The sequence below is a fragment of the Pseudomonas sp. GV105 genome (assembly GCF_003058185.1).
GTDB classification, from domain to species: Bacteria; Pseudomonadota; Gammaproteobacteria; order Pseudomonadales; family Pseudomonadaceae; genus Aquipseudomonas; species Aquipseudomonas veronii.
Window position 1 is genome coordinate 96,631 of record NZ_QBUF01000001.1, and the last position, 21,230, is coordinate 117,860.

Genomic DNA, 21,230 nt, shown 5'->3' on the forward strand with positions numbered 1-21,230 from the left:
AGTGGCGGGGCAGAGACTGCTCCGAGGAATATTCGTTAACCTATTAACGTTATAATTAAGATGTTAACTATCGTCAAGCGTGGCAAACTCTTTCGAGCCTGGCGAGCCGCTGAAATCCGGCGCAGGATGGCCTCTGCAGGTTGGTTGATAGCCCAATAAAAAAGAGAAATCCGCGATGATCGATCGTAAACCGATCCCCAATATCAACATCGGTCAGGTCTACGACCAGCGCTACAGTGATGCCGAAGTGCACTACGACAAACTCGGCAATCTGGCGGAGTTTTTCGGCCGCAACATGCCGGTGCATCGGCACGACCGGTTCTTCCAGGTGCATTACGTGAAGAGCGGCGCGGTGCGTGTTTACCTGGATGACCAGCAGTATCTGGAGTCGGGACCGATGTTCTTTCTGACGCCGCCGACGGTGCCCCACGCCTTTGTCACGGAGGCAGACGCCGATGGGCATGTGCTGACGGTGCGTCAACAGCTTGTCTGGGGGTTGATCGATGCCGATCCGACCTTGGTGCCCGGTTCGCAGTTGCCGGCGGCCTGTGTCGCACTGGCGCAGTTTCCACGGGAAATCAGGCGGCTGGAGTTTATGTTCGAAGCGCTGAGCGACGAAATCAACGCCGCCGGGGCCGGGCGCAGTGCGGCGCTGGACAGCCTGACCCGCTTGATCATGATCAGCTTGCTGCGGCTCTGCTCCAACTCCCTGCAAGCCCGGCCGGCGCGCCATGAAGACCTGCGGATCTTCCATCGCTTCAACGCGTTGATCGAGGACCATTACCTGCAGCACTGGCCGCTGTCGCGCTATGCCGACGGTGTAGGCGTCACCGAGGCGCGGCTCAATGACGTCTGCCGACGCATTGCCGATCTGCCGTCGAAGCGGCTGATTCTCGAGCGGGTCATGCAGGAGGCCAAGCGGCTGTTGTTGTTCACCGGCAGTTCGGCCAACGAAATCTGCTACCAGTTGGGTTTCAAGGACCCGGCCTATTTCAGCCGGTTCTTCCAGCGTTACGCGCAGATGACGCCGGGGGAATACCGCCAGCGGCAATCGGGGTTGCGGTGAAGCCGCCATAGTGTGTTCTCGATGGGCGTCGGTGCGCTCATGATGGTTGCAGTCACTTCCCCGAAAAATGGCTTTTACGGGGAAGCGATTGCACATTTCACACCGCAGCGGTCACCACAAGGCCAGGCTGTAGCCGACGATGATCCGGCTTTCGTCAATGTCGCTGGTCAGGCCGTTACTTGAGCGCAGGCTGGCGTTGCGCAGACGCACGTTGACGTTCTTCAGCGGGCCGCTTTGAACGGTGTAGACCAGATCGGTATCGCGCTCCCATTCGCGGCCATTACGCACGGTGGCGGTTTGCGCGTGGCTGCCGTCCACATAGCGGGTCATGAACGTCAGCCCGGGTACGCCGAGGGCTGCGAAGTTATAGTCGTAGCGCGCCTGCCAGGCATCGGTGTTGGCCTTGGTGAAGATATTGATGGTCACCAGATTGACTGAATACGGGTCTTGGCCCGGGAAGGCAAAGTCGCCGTCGCCGGAGAGGTTTTGATAGCCCAGGCCGAATTTGTGCGCGCCCACCGACAGGCTGAACATGCCGTTGAAAAAGCGGTTGTCGATCCGCCCGCCGTCAACCCTCGAAGGGCTGCGCAGCCGCGCGCTGCCTTGCTCGCGAGTGTCGAAATAGCGCAGGTCGCTGCGCAGGTTCACGCCTTCGGCAAGGGGCAGGTCATGCACCAGGCCGATGAAGTTCTGACGGTAGATGTCCTGCATTTGCGCGTAGTAATACGTCGCCGCCAGGTGCGGATTGATCGCGTAGGTGCCCCCGGCCAGGTCCAGGTGGCTGCTGGTGACGCCGCCGTAACTCATTGACTCGTTGTTGGAGGAGTCGCGCAGGTTCTGTTTTTCCAGGCGACCGACGTTCAGGGTCAGCCCATCGATGTCCTGCGACGTAACCAGTTCACCGTTATAGGTCGACGGCAGCAGCCGGGTATCGTTGTAGGCAGCCACGGGTAACAGCGGCTGCAAGGTACCCAGTTTGAGCACGGTTTTTGACACCCGCAGTTTGGCGGTCAGGCCCAGTTCGCTGTAGCTATCAGCCGGTTCGCCGTCTGCGCCGGACGGCAGCAGCCCGGTGCCGCGCCGGTCTCGGCTGGAGTCGAGTTTCAACCCCAGTTCTCCCAAGGCATCCACGCCGAATCCGACCACGCCGTCGGTGTAGCCCGACTCCATGCGCAATACAAAACCCTGCGCCCATTCGTCCGCCTTGTTCTGCGGTGCATTGCTCTGGCGAAAGTCGCGGTTCATGTAGAAATTGCGCAGATCCAGATTGGCTTTGCTGTCCTGGAAAAAATCGGCGTGGGCAACCAGAGGGGTAAACGCGGCGCACAGGCCAGCGCTTGCCGCCGTGCGAAAGAGGCACGAATGCATGAGGGGCGTTCCTTATGTTGTTTTTGTTGGTATGGCCCTCTGCTAGGTCAGGGGCTAGAATATAGTTAACATGTTATTTTTAATCCGGATAGCGCGATTCGCAGGTTTTACCAATTTGTTTCGAAGTTAATGATTTTTCAGCGGGCCTGATTGGCACGAAATGACAAGCAGCGTTGTCACGCTCAGTCAAGCGGGGCGGGTGACGTTCGCCTGTAATGGCGCAGCGCAGCGTTAAACCCCAATAGACCCCAAGAGGAGGTGCCCATGTGGACCAAACCGAGCTATACCGATGTACGCATTGGTTTTGAAGTGACAATGTACTTCGCCAATCGATAACGCCCTGGAAGGCATGGGGGCGATGTACTGCCGTCCCGGGTTGCGCTTCAATCGACCGGCCGTTCGGTGGTAAAGTCGCCGCCATGAAACTGACCCGCTCAGACCGCTCGCTCATTGCCTGGACGTTGTATTTCTGCGTCCTGTTCAATGTGTTTGCCTGCGGTTTGGCGCACGGACAGACGATGGGCTTGGCGCTCAATGGCGTAGGCGGGCAGTTCTGCTCGTCCCAGAGCAGCCCTGCACCGGCTTCGAAAGCGGATCCCGCCGATCTGTCCGCCAGTGGCTGGGCCGGGAGTTTTTCGTGTCCGATCTGCTCGGCTGTGACCTTGAGCATCGCCTTACTGTTTTGTTTGAGCTGGATGCTGCGGATCGGGCAGGTACGCCGGCCTGACCGCGAACAGCGCTGCAAGGCACCCCCGCGTTATTCCTGGCCCTCGGCCAATCCCAGAGCCTCCCCCGCACTTTGCGCATGACCGCGTTTGTCTAAGCCCCCTTGTGCCTGTCGACCCCGGTCAGCCAGGCGTTGCGGGGGGCTCCACGGTTAAAGGTGACACGGGAAGGAGCACACAATGGCTCATGTATTGGCACGTCTCAATCGCCGGCTACTGCCAGGATTGGCTGCGGCCGTTTACGCAAAAAAACACGCAAAGTTCGCGACTGCGCCAATCGGCCGGAGGTCGCCATGTGCGCGCTAGCCGTTCCATCGGGGGCTTCGCGGTTGGTCAGCAAAGCCTCGCGTCTGCGTAATCAAGCGGACTTTTTGCTGCCGTTTCCGGATTACCCAGGTAATGCGCGCAGTTTCGTACACCTGGATGCCCGACTGCTGCCGTACTGGCACACCTTGTTCGATGTGTGTCCCGGCTTGCTCAAGCTCGATCCGCCCGATGGCCTGAATATATTTCGTGGTTTCATGACCTGGGCCTATCGCAATCATCCGCCGTTGAACTGGACCTATTACCTGAGCGTATGCCGCTGGCTCCTGGGCTCCAAGTATCAGGCGCGGATCAACGAAGAGCACATCGAGTCGTTTATGTGCGCTGCGGCGGCACGCTGGATCAATAGCGATGACAGCCAGGCTCGGGGGCTGGTGTTGGCCTGGCAGGGCGCGCCGCAAATGGTGTTCGATTGGAAGCAGGCACCCCGTCCGGTGCCCGGGCTTGAAGCTGATCTGGAGGAGTTTCCGCCCGTGCCCTGGGACTTTGCCTGGTGCCCGTTGACCGGCAAGGGCGGTGTGGGATTTCGCCGCTGGCTGCCGATTCCTTGACGCACTGTTGACCCAGGAGGGCGCCAGTGGGCTGCGACAAAACACCACGCCTGATCAGCATTGATCAGTCGCGCCGCCAGCACCGCGGATCGTGCCGATCAGCGCACGAGGTGTGGCCGATTGTCGCAGTTGTTACCCTGAGACTGTGCTCATAAAGTGTGCAGGCTTTGAGCGGAGGCAGACACTTCCACGGTAGCTCGAAGCGCGGCATTTGAACCCGTTCATGTGCCGGTTGCCAGGCCCTCTTCCCAGAGGGCTTTTTTTTGCCTGATAAATCCGGTCCTCACTCGCCCGCGTGCCGGTTTGGCGTTCATGAGCCAGGTTCATGGGGCTCGGCACTGCGGTTGTTGGCGTTGAGCGAGGAGGCCCGGTGCGACAGCCCGCCACAGTCAGGAGGGCAGAGCGCCAAGGCGTGGTTCTTGATTGTGCAATGAGGCGCTGCCTGTGGTGGTTTGTCGCAGGTCAGGTGGCGCGCACGGGCATGCTAGATTCTGCGTCGACACGACATTTTCCCTTGGCAGGGTTTTGGTCGCGTTACTGAGCGCCGGGAATCGCAAGGTTCCTGGCGCTCCTTCAATGTGCGTTCGAGCCTCAACCAACGGTTGCGGGCTCTGCAGATTAACGGTTGAAGCACGGAATATGTCCTGTCCACGGGCATTGCTGACGACATAACAATTGCAGGGATTCTTGCATGCTTTCCAACAGGCACCCACCGCACGCTCGGCCCACCCTCGGCCTTCTGGTCTGCCTGTTCGCGTGCCTGTTTCAAGCCCTGGCCTGGGCCAGCATGCCCGTGCCAATCGCCGTTTCAACGGGCGAGCGGGTAGTCTTTTGCACTGCCAACGGCATGCAGAGCCTGTCTCTTGCCGACTTCAAGGCCCGTACCGGGCAGCGCCAGGATGACAGGGAAGCCCCGGACGCATCACCCGGCTGTGCTCTGTGTGCCTTTGTCGGCGGACTGGCCCTGACGCCTGCGGTTCCCGTTCTGCCGGCGCTTGTGCTCGGCCAATACCTTTATGCCGCGATCGCGAACACCAACCCGGTTGTTGTCACCACTTTCGAGATTTCTCAGGCCCGGGCCCCTCCCAGCATCGCTTGAGTTGCGCTTTCCACGCCGTCTCTGAGTGTTCGGGGCCCGGCGCTTTGCCTGATTATTTCTGGAAGTCCTGTCATGCCTGCTATGACCCAGGTCGCGGCCGCCTTGCGCGTTGCCGAACCGAACACTGCGCGCCGTTTTCCTCAGACCCTGCCTTGCATCAAGGGCGGGCCGGACGTCGATCGGTTAGCGCTGTCGCTATTGGCCGTTGCATGCGCCTTGTCTGTCACGGGTGCTTATGCGCAGCCCATTACCGATGACGACGCGTCGCTGCCCTACGAGCTCGATAGCACGACGATTACCGCAACCCGCACCCCCAACAGTCGCTTTGCTCTACCTGCGTCGGTGTCGACCATTGATCGCCAGCAACTGGAGGATGCCCAAGCCAATACGCTGTCCACGGTGTTGCGGGCCTTGCCCAACGTGAATTACGGCGGTGGTCCCCGGGCGGCGGCGCAAAGCCCGGCGATCCGTGGCCTGCAGGGGCCGAGGATCATCCTGACGGTAGATGGCGCACGGCGTAACAATGATGGCGGCGTGAATACGCCCTTACTGATCGATCCTGACTTGATCAAGCAGATCGACGTGGTGCGCGGCCCGATGTCTGCCGCCTACGGCAGTGGCGGGCTGGGCGGGGTGATGGCGATCGAGACGCTGGGCGTCGAGGATATTCTGGAACCGGGCAAAACCCTGGGAGGCCGGATCAAGGCCGGCTATCACAGTGCCAACGAAGAACTGTCCAATAATCTGACCGTGGCTGCTCGCGGCGAGCGCGCCGATGTGCTTGCCAGCGCCACGTACCGCGACTACGGGACGATTCACACCGGGGCGAGCGGCGATGACGCGAAGTATCCGAACGATGGGCAACTCAAGAGCGGCCTGTTCAAAACCAGCTTTTCGCCGAATGAATTGAACCGTTTCGAGCTGGGCTACCAGCGCTTCTCGGATGAGATGGTCGGCCCCACCAACCCTGGTGGCAACCTGCTGTTTCCGTTTTCGCAGAAGCTCCAGCGCGAGCAGGAGCAGTACAACGCCAGTTGGGCGTTCCAGGACGCCGAGCAGCGACTGCTGGACGGCAAACTGGCGCTCTATCAGACCCGCTTCACTCTGGATGGCGTCAGCCGCTCGGTGCCCGCTCAACCCACCACGTCGACCCGGACCAAGACTCTGGGGGCCAGCCTGCAGAACAGCAGTCGCTTCGATGCGGGGGCCTGGTCGTCCCATCGTTTGACCTATGGGGTGGATGGCTACCGCGACACCAATGAAAACGCCTCCGACGGTCAGTCCAACAGCGTCCTGCCCAATGGGCAGATGCGCGCCCTGGGCGGCTTTCTGCAGGACGAAATGGCGTTCCTGGACGACTGGAGCCTGATTGCGGCGCTGCGCCACGACGACTACCGCCTCACGTCTCCTGGCCAGGAGGACTCCAGCCACCACCGGCTCTCGCCCAAAGTCGCCTTGAAGTACCAGCCCTGGGAGTTCCTGGGAGTATTTGTCAGCTATGGCGAGGCCTTCCGCGCGCCGACCATGACCGAGATGTTCGGCAACCTGAACACCCGGCGTGCGCTGTTCAACTTCCGCCCGAACCCTGGGCTCAAGCCGGAAACCAGTAAGACAAAGGAAGTGGGCGCGACGTTGGCCTTCGACGACCTTGTGGCCGGTGGCGACAGCCTGCGGGCGAAGGTCACCTACTTTACCGAGGATGTTGACGACCTGATCGATCAGCAAGTGGTCGGCTTTTACAGCCGTCAGGCGCCGTTTGCCGGAACCGGCATGGTCTTTCAGCGAGTCAACGTGGCGCAGGCCGAGCGCCATGGCGGTGAGTTTGAATTGACCTATCGCTGGCAGCGCCTGTCGTTGGGCGCTGGCTATTCGCGGTTGCGCTCCAGGAACGCCGAGACCGGTGCCCAGTTGTATGCGCCGCCGGACAAGTTTGTGTTGGGCAGCCAGTACCGCGTGGATGACAACTGGTCGCTGAGTTACCAGGGCCAATACGTGTGGGCCCAGGACTATGACGCCACCGAACTGCGGCGGCGCAAGGGCTATGTGATCCACGACATCGGCGCGGCCTATGAGTACAAGCAGTACCGCGTCGACCTGGGGGTTAGCAACCTGTTCGACAAGGTCTACAGCACCTACCAGCAGTCCTTGGCCAATACGTTCACCTATGAGGAAGGCCGCAGCGTGAACCTCGCCTTGACTGCACGTTTCTGATCCCCTGGAGCCTCATCATGCGTTCATTATCCATAAGCCTGACCACTGTGGCGTGCCTGGCGGGCTGTGCGACTCAATCGCCCGCGGAACAACCGGTGAGCCTGAACTTTGCGCTGGTGGCCGGCGAGCAGCCGGTGCGCTGCGGCACTGTCTTTGGGCCTGTGGGCCGCGACCAGAAACGCGTGTCGCTGCGCGATGCGCGGTTCTATGTGCAGGACGTCGCCTTGATCGACGACACCGGCAAGCCGGTACCCCTGCGCTTGCAGGTCAATGACTGGCAGGACACCCAGGTCGCGCTGCTCGACTTTGAGGACGGTAGCGCTCATTGCGTCGGCGGCACGCCAGCGACCAACACCCAGGTCATCGGCAGCATACCGGCCGGACGTTACCGCGGCGTGAGCGTGACCCTCGGCGTTCCGCAGTCCCTGAATCACACCAGCACCGAGTTGCAAGGCGCGCCGCTGGACCTGGCGGCCATGGGCTGGAGCTGGCAGGCCGGGCGCAAGTTCATCAAGCTTGAAGTCGACCCCGAAGGCGGGGTCAGCAAAGCCGATGGTTCAAGGGCCAACACCTGGTACCTGCACCTTGGCTCCACCGGCTGTAGCGGCAACCCGGTGACCGGCGAGACGGTGGCGTGTCAGCGGGCTAACCGTATTCCTTTGCGCTTCGAAGGGTTTGACCCGGTGACGCAAGCAGTGGTGCTGGATGTGGCCGCGTTGTTGCGCGACAGTCGCCTGGCCGTGGACGAGGGCGCCGCTGTGGGCTGCATGAGCGGGCCGACCGACCCTGAGTGCGTCGCGGTGTTCAAGCGCCTGGGCGTGTCGTTGAGCAGCGGCTCACCCCTTGAACCCGGTTATTCCCCCGCGTTTTCAGTGCGGGCCAGGCCATGAAGCGAACGGCCTTGCGCCTGACCGGGGGGCTGCTGTTGAGCTGGGCGCTGGCGTGGCCCGTGGCGGCCCAGGACTGGGCATGGGGGTTGCCGTCCCATGTACCGGCGCCGCGGGTGCCAGAGGACAACCCGATGTCGGCGGTCAAAGTCGAGTTGGGCCGGCGCTTGTTTTATGACCCACGGTTGTCCGCGGGCGGTAACCGCTCCTGCGCCTCCTGCCACCAGCAGGAGCGTGCCTTCACTGACGTAAAGGCGCTTTCCGAGGGCGGTACCGGGCAGTTGACCCACCGCAATGCGCCGGGGCTGGCCAACAGCGCCTGGAACGCCACCTACAACTGGGCGGCGCCGGCGGTGGTGACGTTGGAGCGGCAGATGGAGATCCCGCTGTTCGGCGATGACCCGATCGAAATGGGCGTTAACGATGGCAATCGCCAGCAGATCCTTGATCGCTTGCGGGCCGAGCCGTTGTACCCGCCGCTCTTCCGCGAAGCCTTCGCGGACCAGGCGCAGCCACTGAACATGGCCACGGTGATCAAGGCCATCGCGGCCTTCCAGCGCTCCATCGTGTCAGTGGACAGTCGTTATGACCGCTACTTGCAGGGCAGGGCGGCCCTGAGTGCGGCCGAGCAACGCGGCATGACGCTGTTCTTTGGCGAGCGGGCCGAGTGTCACCACTGTCACGGCAGTTTCAACTTCAACGATCAGGTGGTGCATGCCAAGAGCCGGGTGGTGGACACCCTGTTTCACAACACCGGGCTCTACAACATCGACGGTGCCGGCGGTTTTCCCTTTCCCAATCGCGGGCTCTACGAGAGCAGCGGCAAGCCCCAGGACATGGGGGCGTTTCGCGCGCCGAGCCTGCGCAATGTCGAGGTCACCGGGCCGTATATGCATGACGGCAGTATCGCCACCCTGGAGCAGGTGATCGACGCGTACTCCGACGGTGGTCGAGTGATCGAGAGCGGCCCGAATCGGGGGGATGGGCGACTGAATCCGTACAAGAGCGGGTTGATTGCCAGGATCGACCTCAGCTCGCAGGAAAAGCAGGACTTGCTGGCATTCCTCAAGTCCTTGACCGATGAGTCGTTGCTCAAGGACCCGCGTTTCAGCGATCCCTGGAAGCACAAGCATTGATCCGAGCCCAACCACGGACGTTCCCTTCGGGAGCAAGGAGGCTGCCCGCCGTCAAACCGAAGCGGCGACAACCCTGCTGTACATAAACGGCGAATTCGCCAAACCGCGGATGTCCGCGCATTGAAAAGGAGCAACACCCCATGAGCATCAAAATCGCCAAGAAACACACCCTGCAAATCGCCGGCCGTGCCGGTGCCTGCTGTGCCTCGTGCTGCGCCCCTGTTGGCGTGAACTGAAGCATCCCCTCCACGGGGGCCAGCGCCTCCGTGGGGGGCCTTGATCAAGGAGGTGCAAGACCATGCTGATAGGCTTCAACTACACCCTGGGCGACACCGCGCCGCTGGTGCGAAAACTGCTGGCCGGCAGGCACATCGACTACGTCGAGCTGCTGATCGACAATTTCCTGGCCGTACCCATCGAAGCACTCATGGACGGTTTTGCCGCCCCCGTGGGTTTTCACATCATGTTTTCCAAGTTCATTGAAAACGACACGCCGGCGCTTGAACGCCTGGCCCATCGCTTGCGTGGACTGATCGACCGACTGCGGCCGTTGTATGTCTCCGACCATGTGGCGCGTTTCAGCCACAATGGGCGCCAGCTCTACCACCTGGCAGAGATCGACTACATCAACGATTACTCGCGAGTCCGCGAACGGGTCGACTGGTGGCAACAGGCACTGGGCTGCCAATTGTTGCTGGAGAACTACCCCTCGATCATGGATGGCGGCCACGATGCGCCGGCCTTTCATGAACGGCTTTACCGCGATACTGGCGCCGGGGTGCTCTTCGACGCGTCCAACGCGGTCTGCGCGCACCTCAACTGCGGTGTGCCGCTGGAGGCGTGGGAGGGCATCATCGAATCGTCCTCGCACTTCCACACCGCAGGCTACAACCTGTCGATCCTGCAACCCCACCTGATCCTCGACACTCACGATCAGGCACTGTCCGACGCCACCCTGGGCTTTCTCCAGCGTTACCGAACGCAGTTCGACACGCCGCACGCGACCATGACTTACGAGCGAGACCAGCGCTTTGACGAGCACGAGATCGTTGCCGACCTGCAGCGCCTGCGCGGTGTGTTCGCGCCGTCGGCACAGGCGCTTCAGTCATGAGCGCTCTGGGTTTATTCGCCCGCACCGACTCGGACCTGCTGGACGCCTTGAGCGTGCCTGAACGCCAGGGTGACTACCCTCGCGACTCGCGCGCATTCGTGCGTATCGACAGCAGCCTGCGGGTCTATTGGCACGCATTGTTCGATATCTGCCCGGGCCTGCTGGAACTCTCGGGGCCCGATGGGCTGGCGATATTCCGTCCGTTCATGAGCTGGGCCGCCGAGCAGCGCTTGTCGCTCGACTGGACGTATTACCTGTGGGTCGATGTCTGGCTGCAACAATCGCCGTTCCGGCAGCAACTGACGCCGACCCTGCGCTACAACCTGATGGGGGCCTCGGCCGCGCGCTGGGCCACCGGTGATCGCTCCGAGTGCAACGGCATCATCCTGGCCGGCGCGGATCTGCCCGACCTGGTCTGTGCCTGGAAAACCCAGTCCCTGGAAGGCGCCAGGGAGGTCGAACGGATTGAACTGTCCGAGCCGCTGCCGACGCCTGCGGCGGCTTTCGGTTTTTTCACGGTGACTGGTCGCAACCTGGCAGAGGGATTTCCCGGCTGGACCGATCTCCCTCGTTGAGGCTGCCCCGCGCCGAACGCCACGCTAGCGCTGATTGAGCATGGCCAGCATGCGTGGCGCGATAAAGCGATGGAACGGCGCCACCGGCAGCATATACAGGCGGCCCAGCCAGTTGTGCGGCCGGACCACGGTGGAGAGCACCACCCGGCGCGCCCCTTGCGCGTCGAGTGGCATAAGGTTGATGGCCAGGTACACATCCAGGTGCCGATCCTGGTCGACCAGCAGCACTTCGTCGGGGGTTTGCGACACCAGCGTGAAAATCCCCACTCGGTCGCCGGGCCGATAGTCGGCGTCCGCACGCTCAAGGTCGATGCGTGTCAGCCTGCCGAGGTCTTTGAGGCCAAACACCTGCACCAGTCGATTGCGCAGCGCCATCAATCGGTCGATCCAGACCGGTGTCCGGGCCATCAGCCGCAGCCCATGCCGCAACGCGCTGCGCTCGCGGTCATCGGCGAAGGTGCTCTGGCAATCGATGAAACTGGCACCCGTGGCATGGCGGGCAATACTTGAGTCGAGCGGAAGAGCGCAGTGGCTGACGCTGGCGTTCATAAGGGGTGTCCGAAGGCCATGTAGGGTGGGTAGGGCGTTGTCATTTTGGGTTCCACGAGGTGCCGGGTTCGCACGAGCGCAGGATCAAGTGGGCCAGAAAGTGCAGGGCATCCTCAAGCTTTTTAATTGCTCAGTGTCGCGCACCAATGAAAAACCCAGGGGGCCAGGCGCTTTGTCGGCCCACTGAACGCAAAAAAGGCGCCCGAAGGCGCCAAGGGGTTCACCCTGACCGAGGGAGCCGGGTGAAGCCGTTCACAGCAATGGTCGCGGTGGTAAGGCGCGACGGGAACGGAAGCGGGGCGCGCCGAGTGAAGGTGCGCAGGGGTTCATTTGGGGTAACACACGACGGCCTAGGCCGTCGCGGGTGTGCGTTGCGGCTGCCAGGTTTCGCTGGCGGTCTGGTCCATGGCTTCCTGGATCGCTCGCTTGCGGTTGGCTTCGGCCTTGCGGCTGAAATACCAGACCATGAACGTCATCAGCGACACCGCCATCAGGATCAGGCTGGCCACGGCGTTGATCTCCGGCTTGACCCCCAGGCGCACGGCAGAGAACACCTCCATCGGCAGGGTGGTGGAGCCGGGCCCGGAGACGAAACTGGCGAGCACCAAGTCATCCAGGGACAAGGCGAACGACATCATGCCGCCCGCTGCCAACGACGGCGCGATCATCGGGATGGTGATCAGGAAAAACACCTTGAGTGGCCGCGCGCCGAGGTCCATGGCGGCTTCTTCGATGGACAGGTCCAGCTCGCGCAGGCGTGCCGAGACGACCACCGCGACATACGCGGCGCAGAACGTGGTGTGGGCGATCCAGATCGTCACCAGGCCGCGTTCCATGGGCCAGCCGATCATCTGCGCCATCGCCACGAACAGCAGCAGCAGCGACAGCCCGGTGATCACTTCCGGCATCACCAGGGGCGCGGTCACCAGGCCACCGAACAGGGTCCGGCCCTTGAAGCGGGTGACCCGGGTCAGCACGAACGCGGCCAGGGTGCCCAGGGCGACGGCGGCGACGGCGGTGTAGCAGGCAATCTCCAGGGAGCGGGCCACCGAACCCATCAGTTGGGTGTTGTCCAACAGCCCCAGGTACCACTTGAGCGACCAGCCGCCCCAGACCGTCACCAGCTTGGAGGCGTTGAACGAATAGATCACCAGAATCAGCATCGGCAGGTAGATGAACAACAAGCCGAGCACCAGCATCAGGGTCGAAAAACTGAAACGCTTCATGCCCGTGCCTCCATTTCTTTGGCCTGGCTGCGGTTGAACAGCACGATGGGAATAATCAGGATCGCCAGCATCACCACCGCCAGGGCGGACGCCACCGGCCAGTCGCGGTTGTTGAAGAACTCCTGCCACAGCACGCGGCCGATCATCAGGGTCTCCGGGCCGCCCAGCAGTTCCGGGATCACGAACTCGCCGACCACCGGAATGAACACCAGCATGCAGCCGGCGACGATGCCGTTCTTGGCCAGCGGCACGGTGATTTTCCAGAAGTTGTTGAAGTTGCTCGAACCCAGGTCCGAGGCGGCTTCCAGCAGGCTCTGGTCGTGCTTGACCAGGTTGGCGTAGAGCGGCAGCACCATGAACGGCAGGTAGGCGTAGACCACGCCGATGTAGACCGCCGTGTTGGTGTTGAGGATTTCAATCGGGCTCGATATCAGGCCGCACCCCATCAGGAACGCATTGAGCAGGCCGTTATTGCTGAGGATGCCCATCCAGGCATAGACGCGGATCAGGATCGCGGTCCAGGTCGGCATCATGATCAGCAGCAGTAATACGTTTTGCATTTCCTTGCGGGTCTTGGAAATCCCATAGGCCATGGGAAAACCGATCAGCAGGCACATCAGCGTGCTGAGCAGGGCGATCTTCAGCGAGCCCAGGTAGGCCGAGATGTACAACTCGTCGGCGCCCAGCAGGCTGTAGTTACCCAGGTTCAGCAGCACCTGGAGTTTCTGGTCGACGAAGCCGTAGATCTGCGAATACGGCGGAATCGAGACGGTCGCTTCGGAGAAGCTGATCTTCATCACCAGGAAAAACGGCAGCATGAAAAACAGGAACAGCCAGAGGAAGGGAATGCCGATCACCAGCTTGCGACCGCTGGGCAGCACACGGATCAACGCTTGATGGAAAGTGCTCATGGTCGATGTACTCATGCCCGCAGTACCACGCCGCTGTCGTCTTCCCACCACACGTACACAGTGTCGCCCCAGGACGGTCGGGAGCCACGGCGTTCGGCGTTGGCCATGAACGACTGGACGATCTTGCCGCTGGGCAGCTCGACGTAAAACACCGAGTGCCCGCCGAGGTAGGCGATGTCGTGGACCTTGCCGCTGGACCAGTTGTGCGCGCAGGTCGGCATTTGGGTGGTGACCAACAGCTTTTCCGGGCGGATGGCGTAGGTCACCGACTTGTCTTCCACCGAGGTGGCGATGCCGTAGCCGACGTAGATGTTGCGGTCCAGGTCCGCGCACTTGAGCACCGCGTGGCCTTCGGCGTCGTCGACCACCTGGGTGTCGAAGATGTTGACGTTGCCGACGAACTCGCAGACCAGGCGGCTCACCGGCGCTTCGTAAACATCCACCGGGCTACCGATCTGGGCGATCCAGCCCAAGTGCATGATGGCGATGCGCTGGGCCATGGTCATGGCTTCTTCCTGGTCGTGGGTCACCATCACGCAGGTCACGCCGACGCGTTCGATGATTTCCACCAGTTCCAGTTGCATCTGCGAGCGCAGCTTTTTATCCAGGGCGCCCATGGGTTCGTCGAGCAGCAGCAATTTCGGGCGTTTGGCCAGGGAGCGGGCGAGGGCCACGCGCTGGCGCTGGCCGCCGGAGAGCTGGTGGGGTTTGCGCCGGGCGTATTGGGTCATGTGGACCAGCTTGAGCATTTCCTCGACCCGCGCCTCGATCTCGCCGGCTGGCAGGCGGTCCTGCTTGAGGCCGAAGGCGATGTTCTGGGCCACGGTCATGTGCGGGAACAGGGCATAGGACTGGAACATCATGTTGATCGGCCGCTCATAGGGCGGCATCTCGGTGATGTCCACGCCATCCAGCAGGATGCGGCCTTCGGTGGGCCGTTCGAAACCGGCGAGCATGCGCAGCAGGGTGGATTTGCCCGAACCCGAACCGCCGAGCAGGGCGAAGATCTCGCCCTGGTGGATCTCCAGGGACACATCGTCCACGGCCACGGTTTCGTCGAACTTCTTGGTCACGCGGTCGATCTTCACCAGCACCTTTTGCGGTTGCTGATGACCTTCCAGTGCCTTGCGATAAATGCTGGAGGCGTTTGCCATGTGAAACTCCCAACAGGTCGTCGGGCCAATGCGGCCTGACGTAATAAGGTTGATTGCAAACCTGCACCCTCAGTGCAATGCAGGTTTATTCGGCACCGCCGTCCTGGCTGCCTGGCCTTGCTTGTTGTTGTTCGGGTATTGCCGTTCACGCCGCACGGCAGGCGCACACAGGTGCGCGCGCCGCGTGGGCAGGGCGTGTCAATCGGTAAAGCGAGTGCTGGCGGCCCGGTGCGGGCCGCCTGGTGTCAAAGGCGCTGACGCTGCGCGGCACGTTGCCGGCAGGCATCGCCAAAGGCCTGGAAAATACTCAGGTAGGCCGGGTTCGACAGGACCTGCCATTCCGGGTGCCACTGCACGCCAAAGGCAAACGCCTGGCTGTGCTCCACGGAAACGGCTTCGATCAGGCCATCCGGGGCCAGGGCCTCGACCCGCAGGCCGTCACCCAGGCGGTCGATGCCCTGACTGTGGATCGAGTTGACCTGGATCTCGCCGGCCAGGCCCATGGCCTCGAACACGCCGCCGGGCTGGATCGCCACCGGGTGCGCCGGGGCGTACTGGACGTCGAGGCGCGGGTCGTCGGCTTCGCGGTGGTCCATAAAGCCCGGCAGTTCATGCACCTTCTGGTGCAGGCTGCCGCCAAAGGCCACGTTCATTTCCTGGAAGCCGCGGCAGATGCCGAGGACTGGCACGCCGGCCGCCACCGCAGCCCGCAACAGGGGCAGGGTGGTGGCGTCGCGTTGCGGGTCATGGGCGGTGCCCGGCGCGCTGGGAGCGCCTTGATAGTGGAAGGGTTCGACATTGGACGGCGAGCCGGTGAACAGCAGGCCGTCGACGTAGTGCAGCAGGTCCTTGATCTCGCAGAGGTCCGCCAGGGAAGGAATGATCACCGGCAGCCCGAGGGCCGCGACGCTGACAGCACGCAAATACTTGTCGCCGCTGACATGGTAGGGGTGCAAGCCAATCTCTTTGACGCACGCTGTAACACCGATCAATGGCTTGAGTGCCATTTTTATCACCTCGAAATTCACGCTGGAACGAGTTTTTCCAGAGCTTATCTCCGTTGATTTTAATTAACAACTTCAATGTAAAAAATTCTAAACGCTTGCGAGTGTGTTTGTGTTGATTGGTTGGGTTGGCGCCCAATTTTGGTGCTATAGCTACCAATATAATTAACGTGTGGTGCCCGTTCTGGCTATTGACTTCACTTTGGCTTTCGGATTGACTGCTGCCACGAAACAGCTTTGAACATAATAATTAACACATAGGTGCATCATGTCGGTCCCACTGCGTACCGTTCAGCTCAACGAAGCCAACGCCTTTCTGAAAAAACACCCGGAGGTCCTGTACGTCGATCTGCTGATTGCAGACATGAATGGCGTGGTGCGCGGCAAGCGTATCGAACGCACCGCCTTGCATAAGGTGTATGAAAAAGGCATCAACCTCCCCGCGTCGTTGTTTGCCCTGGACATCAATGGCTCCACCGTGGAAAGCACTGGCCTGGGCCTGGATATCGGCGACTCTGACCGCATCTGCTACCCGATCCCCGACACCCTGAGCATCGAGCCCTGGCAGAAGCGTCCCACCGCGCAGCTGTTGATGACCATGCATGAACTCGAGGGCCAGCCGTTCTTCGCCGACCCACGGGAAGTGCTGCGCCAGGTGGTGAGCAAGTTCGACGAACTGGGCCTGACCATTTGCGCCGCGTTCGAGCTGGAGTTCTACCTGATCGACCAGGACAACGTGAACGGCCGTCCGCAAGCGCCGCGCTCGCCAATCTCCGGCAAGCGCCCGCATTCGACCCAGGTCTACCTGATCGATGACCTCGACGAATACGTCGATTGCCTGCAGGACATCCTCGAAGGCGCGAAAGAGCAGGGCATCCCTGCCGACGCCATCGTCAAGGAAAGCGCCCCGGCGCAGTTCGAGGTCAACCTGCACCACGTCAGCGACCCGATCAAAGCCTGCGACTACGCGGTACTGCTCAAGCGCCTGGTGAAAAACATCGCCTACGACCACGAGATGGACACCACCTTTATGGCCAAGCCCTACCCGGGCCAGGCCGGTAATGGCTTGCATGTACACATCTCGATCCTCGACAAACAGGGCAACAACATCTTCGCCAGCGAAGACCCCGAGACCAACGACGCCCTGCGTCACGCCATCGGCGGCGTGCTGGAAACCCTGCCGGCGCAGATGGCGTTTCTCTGCCCGAACGTCAACTCCTACCGCCGCTTCGGTGCGCAGTTCTATGTGCCGAACTCGCCGAGCTGGGGCATCGACAACCGCACCGTTGCCGTGCGCGTGCCGACCGGCGCGGCGGATGCCGTGCGTATCGAGCACCGGGTGGCCGGCGCCGACGCCAACCCTTATCTGCTGATGGCCTCGGTATTGGCCGGTATCCACCACGGCCTGACCAACAAGATCGAGCCGGGGGCGCCGGTCGAAGGCAACTCCTACGAGCAGAACGAGCAGAGCCTGCCCAACAACCTGCGCGACGCCCTGCGCGAGCTGGACGACAGCGAGGTCATGGCCCGGTACATCGACCCGCTGTACATCGACGTGTTTGTCGCGTGCAAGGAAAGCGAACTGGCCGAGTTCGAAAACTCGATCTCCGACCTTGAGTACAACTGGTACCTGCACACGGTCTGACGGCCCTCCCACTTTTTGCGTTGAGCACACCCTATGACCAAGCATCGCAACGACTGGGAGCAGTACTTCCAGTCCCTGAACCTTGAAGGCCGGGCCTTTATCGGCGGCGAATACCGTTGGGCCGCCAGCGGCGAAACCTTTGACAGCATCAGCCCGGTGGACGGGCGTTTTCTGGCCACGGTCGCCAGCACCGATGAGGCCGACGCCGACGCCGCGGTAATCGCTGCACGCCAGGCGTTCGAATCCGGGATCTGGCGCTTGCAGGCCCCGGCGGCGCGCAAGCGCGTGCTGATCCGTTTCGCCGATCTGGTCCTCGAACACCAGGAAGAACTGGCGCTCCTGGAAACTCTCGACATGGGCAAGCCGATTGGCGACTCCATGGCCATCGACGTACCGGCCACCGCCAACGCGATCCGCTGGAGCGCCGAGGCCATCGACAAGCTCTACGACGAAGTGGCGCCCACGCCCCACGACCAGTTGGGCCTGATCACCCGCGAACCCTGCGGCGTGGTCGCGGCCATCGTGCCGTGGAACTTCCCGATGATCATGGCCAGTTGGAAGTTCGCGCCGGCCCTGGCGGCGGGTAACTCATTCATCCTCAAACCTTCGGAAAAGTCGCCGCTGACCGCCATTTGCCTGGCCCAACTGGCGCTTGAGGCCGGCATTCCCCCAGGCGTGTTCAACGTGCTGCCGGGCTACGGTCACACCGTCGGCAAGGCGCTGGCCTTGCATAGGGATGTGGATGTGCTGGCCTTTACCGGCTCCACCGCGGTGGCCAAGCAACTGCTGGTGTATTCCGGCCAGAGCAATATGAAACGGGTGTGGCTGGAGGCCGGTGGCAAGAGCCCCAATGTGGTGTTCGCCGATGCCCCGGACTTGCGCGCTGCCGCCGCCGCTGCGGCTGCAGCGATTGCCTTCAACCAGGGTGAAGTCTGCGTGGCCGGTTCGCGCCTGCTGGTGCAGCGGTCGATCCGCGAGCCCTTCATTGCGCTGCTGGTGGAGGCGTTCCAGGCCTGGAAGCCGGGGCACCCACTGGACCCGGCGACCAAGGTCGGTGCAGTGGTCGATCAGCGGCAACTGGACAACGTGTTGCGCTACATCGAGATCGGCAAAGAGCAGGGCGCCCAACTCTTGGTTGGCGGCCAGCGCACCCTGCAAGACACCGGTGGCCAGTACGTGGAGCCGACGGTTTTCGACGGCGTGACCAATGCCATGACCATCGCCCGCGAAGAAATCTTCGGCCCGGTGTTGTCGCTGATCAGCTTCGACACCGAAGAAGAAGCGCTGTCGATCGCCAACGACAGCATCTTCGGCCTGGCCGCCGCAGTGTGGACCGCCGACCTCAGCCGCGCCCACCGCTTTGCCCGGGGCCTGCGTGCCGGCAGCGTGTGGGTCAACCAGTACGACGGCGGCGACATGACCGCGCCGTTCGGCGGCTTTAAACAGTCGGGCAATGGCCGCGACAAGTCGCTGCACGCCTTTGACAAGTACACCGAGCTCAAAGCCACCTGGATCAAGCTCTAAGCCCAAATAACAACGGCGATTGCCGGCGCGTGCCGGCCAGTCGCCAGGGAGTCCTAACCATGCAACCCCATGTAAACAGCTATTACGCCGCGACCCGCAACCACACCGGCGACTTCCCTGTGCTTGAAGAGTTGGTCGAGTGTGATGTCTGTGTCATCGGCGCCGGCTACACCGGCCTGTCGTCGGCGCTGTTCCTGGCGGAAGCCGGCTACAGCGTCACCGTGCTCGAAGCGGCCAAGGTCGGCTTTGGCGCCAGCGGGCGCAACGGCGGGCAACTGGTCAATTCCTACAGCCGTGACGTGGATGTCATCGAGCAGCGCTACGGCGAAAAGAGCGCCGAAATCCTCGGCAGCATGATGTTCGAAGGCGCCGAGATCATTCGCCAGCGCATCCAGCACTACGACATCCAGTGCGACTACCGCCCGGGCGGGGTCTTCGCCGCGTTGAACAAAAAACAGCTCAAAGGCCTGGTCGAACAGAAAAGCAGTTGGGAGCGCTATGGCAACCGCAACCTGCAACTGCTCGACGCCAAAGACATGGCAAACGAAGTGGGCTGTGAAAATTACATCGGCGGCCTGCTGGACAAGCAGGGCGGCCACGTCCATCCGCTGAACCTGGCTCTGGGCGAAGCCAGCGCGATTATCGGCCTGGGCGGCAAGATCTTCGAACAATCGGCGGCCGAGGAAATCACCTACGGCGAACCCAACGTGGTACGCACGGCCAAGGGGGTGGTTCGCGCCAAGTACCTGCTGATCGCCGGCAACGCCTACCTGCCGCAGAATCTCGACCCACGGGTGACGCGCAAAAGCATGCCCTGCGGCTCGCAGATCGTGGTCACCGAGCCGCTGTCGGAGGAAGTGGCACGCAGCCTGATTACCCACAATTACTGCGTCGAAGACTGCAACTACCTGCTCGACTATTACCGTCTGACCGCTGACAACCGCCTGCTGTACGGCGGCGGCGTGGTCTACGGCGCCCGCGAGCCGGACGACATCGAACAACTGATCCGGCCGAAGATCCTCAAGACCTTCCCGCAGTTGAAAAACGTCAAGATCGACTACCGCTGGACCGGCAACTTCCTGCTGACCATGTCGCGCATGCCGCAATTCGGCCGTATCGAAAAGAACGCCTACTACATGCAAGGGTATAGCGGCCACGGCGTCACCTGTTCGCACCTCGCGGGCAAGCTGATCAGCGAAGTGATCCGCGGTGACGCCGAACGCTTCGACGCCTTCGCCTCGCTGCCGCACATGCCGATGTTCGGCGGCCGCACCTTCCAGGCCCCGCTGACGGCCATGGGCGCCGCCTACTACGCCCTGCGCGACCGACTCGGTATTTGACCGGTCAGCCACACACGCGCCGCGAGCCCCCGGCCCACGCCGCCTTCGGCTGCGGCCGCGGGCTTGCTTTTTTTGCGCATGCAGGCATATTCAGCAGCGCTACAGCTCCACCCGCAAACGTGATTTAATAGCCGCCTTTCAGGTTTCCGGGTCGGGTAATCGGCGAATTTCGCAACATTGCCTGCCCGCGCTCGCCCCAGCTCCTGCAGCGCTATCGCAACCAATAAACATCACGACACTCACCCCTTATATAAGGCAGCTATGGACACGGGCACCCGACTCAAACTCGTTCGCGAAAGCTACAAACTCTCCCAGCGCGAGCTGGCCCGTCGTAGCGGCGTGACCAACGCCACCATTTCCCTGATCGAACAGAATCGCGTCAGTCCCTCTGTCAGTTCCCTGAAAAAGCTGCTGGAAAGCATCCCCATGTCCCTGGCGGACTTTTTCACCTTCGACCAGCCGCCACGCGAACACCAATACGTCTTCCGCGCCAACGAACAGCCCGACCTGGGTCGCGACGGCCTGCGCCTGCTGCTGGTGGGCGCGCCGATCCCCAGCCGCCAGATGCGCTTTCTGCGCGAGCAGTACGCACCCGGCGCCAGTTCCGGCGAAGAGCCGATCGTGCATGTCGAAGGCGAGGAGTGCGGCCTCGTCACCCGTGGCACCGTCGAACTCACTGTCGATGGCCAGGTCAGCATATTGAACCCAGGGGATGGGTATTACTTCCCCACCACCTTGCCCCACAGGTTCCGCAATATCGGGCAGGATGAGGCGGAAATCATCAGCGCGAATACGCCGGCGAACTTCTAGGCCAGCGCCCGGCG

Annotated in this window: 21 protein-coding genes; 15 read left to right on the plus strand and 6 right to left on the minus strand. The window is 62.0% G+C overall.

From position 1 onward, the window contains the following. Window positions 1–175: 175 nt before the first annotated feature. The gene (hpaA, locus tag C8K66_RS00435; RefSeq protein ID WP_108524006.1) at window positions 176–1,066 is read left to right on the plus strand and encodes a 4-hydroxyphenylacetate catabolism regulatory protein HpaA; all 891 of its coding nucleotides are present in this window, start codon (window positions 176–178) and stop codon (window positions 1,064–1,066) included. Between the two features lie 111 nt (window positions 1,067–1,177). Here the strand turns inward: hpaA and C8K66_RS00440 are convergent, their stop codons facing one another. Then, a complete protein-coding gene (locus tag C8K66_RS00440) occupies window positions 1,178–2,434 on the minus strand; it encodes an OprD family porin (RefSeq protein ID WP_108524007.1) in 1,257 nt (418 codons plus the stop codon). Window positions 2,435–2,698: 264 nt separating this feature from the next. Between C8K66_RS00440 and pqqA the strand changes: the two genes are divergently transcribed. The 10 genes from pqqA to mbnC all read left to right on the plus strand — a co-directional run bounded on the left by pqqA (window position 2,699) and on the right by mbnC (window position 11,053). After that, window positions 2,699–2,770 carry a pyrroloquinoline quinone precursor peptide PqqA gene (gene pqqA, locus C8K66_RS00445; protein WP_108524256.1) on the plus strand — a complete coding sequence of 24 codons (72 nt, stop codon included), beginning with the start codon at window positions 2,699–2,701 and terminating at the stop codon, window positions 2,768–2,770. Window positions 2,771–2,853: 83 nt separating this feature from the next. Then, entirely contained in the window at window positions 2,854–3,243 is a 390-nt protein-coding gene (locus tag C8K66_RS00450) for a DUF2946 domain-containing protein (RefSeq protein ID WP_108524008.1), read from the plus strand. A gap of 209 nt (window positions 3,244–3,452) precedes the next feature. Beyond that, window positions 3,453–4,034 (plus strand): putative natural product biosynthesis protein, encoded by a 582-nt coding sequence (locus tag C8K66_RS00455; RefSeq protein WP_108524009.1) that lies wholly within the window; start codon window positions 3,453–3,455, stop codon window positions 4,032–4,034. A 691-nt stretch (window positions 4,035–4,725) separates the two neighbouring features. Further along, on the plus strand, window positions 4,726–5,133 hold the full coding sequence (locus C8K66_RS00460) for a DUF2946 family protein (RefSeq protein WP_108524010.1): 408 nt from the start codon (window positions 4,726–4,728) through the stop codon (window positions 5,131–5,133). Window positions 5,134–5,205: 72 nt separating this feature from the next. Continuing rightward, window positions 5,206–7,344, plus strand: a complete 2,139-nt coding sequence (locus C8K66_RS00465) for a TonB-dependent hemoglobin/transferrin/lactoferrin family receptor (RefSeq protein WP_108524011.1) — start codon at window positions 5,206–5,208, stop codon at window positions 7,342–7,344. Window positions 7,345–7,361: 17 nt separating this feature from the next. Beyond that, window positions 7,362–8,234: an MbnP family copper-binding protein gene (locus C8K66_RS00470; protein ID WP_108524012.1), complete on the plus strand. Its 873-nt coding sequence runs from the start codon at window positions 7,362–7,364 to the stop codon at window positions 8,232–8,234. After that, window positions 8,231–9,367 carry a methanobactin export MATE transporter MbnM gene (locus tag C8K66_RS00475; protein ID WP_256590875.1) on the plus strand — a complete coding sequence of 379 codons (1,137 nt, stop codon included), beginning with the start codon at window positions 8,231–8,233 and terminating at the stop codon, window positions 9,365–9,367. The genes C8K66_RS00470 and C8K66_RS00475 overlap by 4 nt, the downstream gene beginning before the upstream one ends. A 140-nt stretch (window positions 9,368–9,507) precedes the next feature. After that, complete coding sequence (gene mbnA, locus C8K66_RS00480; RefSeq protein ID WP_108524013.1) at window positions 9,508–9,603, plus strand: methanobactin; 96 nt, start codon at window positions 9,508–9,510, stop codon at window positions 9,601–9,603. Window positions 9,604–9,665: 62 nt separating this feature from the next. Next, window positions 9,666–10,478, plus strand: coding sequence for a methanobactin biosynthesis protein MbnB (gene mbnB, locus C8K66_RS00485; protein WP_108524014.1), 813 nt, complete (start codon window positions 9,666–9,668; stop codon window positions 10,476–10,478). Then, complete coding sequence (gene mbnC, locus C8K66_RS00490; RefSeq protein WP_108524015.1) at window positions 10,475–11,053, plus strand: methanobactin biosynthesis protein MbnC; 579 nt, start codon at window positions 10,475–10,477, stop codon at window positions 11,051–11,053. Before mbnB ends, mbnC begins: the two co-directional genes overlap by 4 nt. A gap of 24 nt (window positions 11,054–11,077) precedes the next feature. Here the strand turns inward: mbnC and C8K66_RS00495 are convergent, their stop codons facing one another. From C8K66_RS00495 to C8K66_RS00515, 5 genes are all read right to left on the minus strand, one after another. After that, window positions 11,078–11,602 (minus strand): DUF2867 domain-containing protein, encoded by a 525-nt coding sequence (locus C8K66_RS00495; protein ID WP_057004031.1) that lies wholly within the window; start codon window positions 11,600–11,602, stop codon window positions 11,078–11,080. 350 nt (window positions 11,603–11,952) lie between these two features. Next, entirely contained in the window at window positions 11,953–12,828 is an 876-nt protein-coding gene (locus tag C8K66_RS00500; RefSeq protein ID WP_046383265.1) for an ABC transporter permease subunit, read from the minus strand. Further along, window positions 12,825–13,706, minus strand: a complete 882-nt coding sequence (locus tag C8K66_RS00505; protein ID WP_162231507.1) for an ABC transporter permease subunit — start codon at window positions 13,704–13,706, stop codon at window positions 12,825–12,827. Before C8K66_RS00505 ends, C8K66_RS00500 begins: the two co-directional genes overlap by 4 nt. A gap of 44 nt (window positions 13,707–13,750) precedes the next feature. Beyond that, the gene (locus C8K66_RS00510; protein ID WP_046383267.1) at window positions 13,751–14,893 is read right to left on the minus strand and encodes an ABC transporter ATP-binding protein; all 1,143 of its coding nucleotides are present in this window, start codon (window positions 14,891–14,893) and stop codon (window positions 13,751–13,753) included. A 245-nt stretch (window positions 14,894–15,138) separates the two neighbouring features. Next, a complete protein-coding gene (locus tag C8K66_RS00515) occupies window positions 15,139–15,900 on the minus strand; it encodes a gamma-glutamyl-gamma-aminobutyrate hydrolase family protein (protein WP_017845580.1) in 762 nt (253 codons plus the stop codon). Window positions 15,901–16,165: 265 nt separating this feature from the next. Between C8K66_RS00515 and C8K66_RS00520 the strand changes: the two genes are divergently transcribed. From C8K66_RS00520 to C8K66_RS00535, 4 genes are all read left to right on the plus strand, one after another. Continuing rightward, entirely contained in the window at window positions 16,166–17,542 is a 1,377-nt protein-coding gene (locus C8K66_RS00520) for a glutamine synthetase family protein (protein ID WP_017845581.1), read from the plus strand. Window positions 17,543–17,575: 33 nt separating this feature from the next. After that, window positions 17,576–19,066, plus strand: a complete 1,491-nt coding sequence (locus tag C8K66_RS00525) for an aldehyde dehydrogenase (protein ID WP_108524016.1) — start codon at window positions 17,576–17,578, stop codon at window positions 19,064–19,066. 59 nt (window positions 19,067–19,125) lie between these two features. Beyond that, a complete protein-coding gene (locus C8K66_RS00530; protein WP_108524017.1) occupies window positions 19,126–20,406 on the plus strand; it encodes an FAD-binding oxidoreductase in 1,281 nt (426 codons plus the stop codon). A gap of 261 nt (window positions 20,407–20,667) precedes the next feature. After that, window positions 20,668–21,216, plus strand: a complete 549-nt coding sequence (locus C8K66_RS00535) for a cupin domain-containing protein (RefSeq protein WP_010563061.1) — start codon at window positions 20,668–20,670, stop codon at window positions 21,214–21,216. Window positions 21,217–21,230 lie beyond the last annotated feature (14 nt).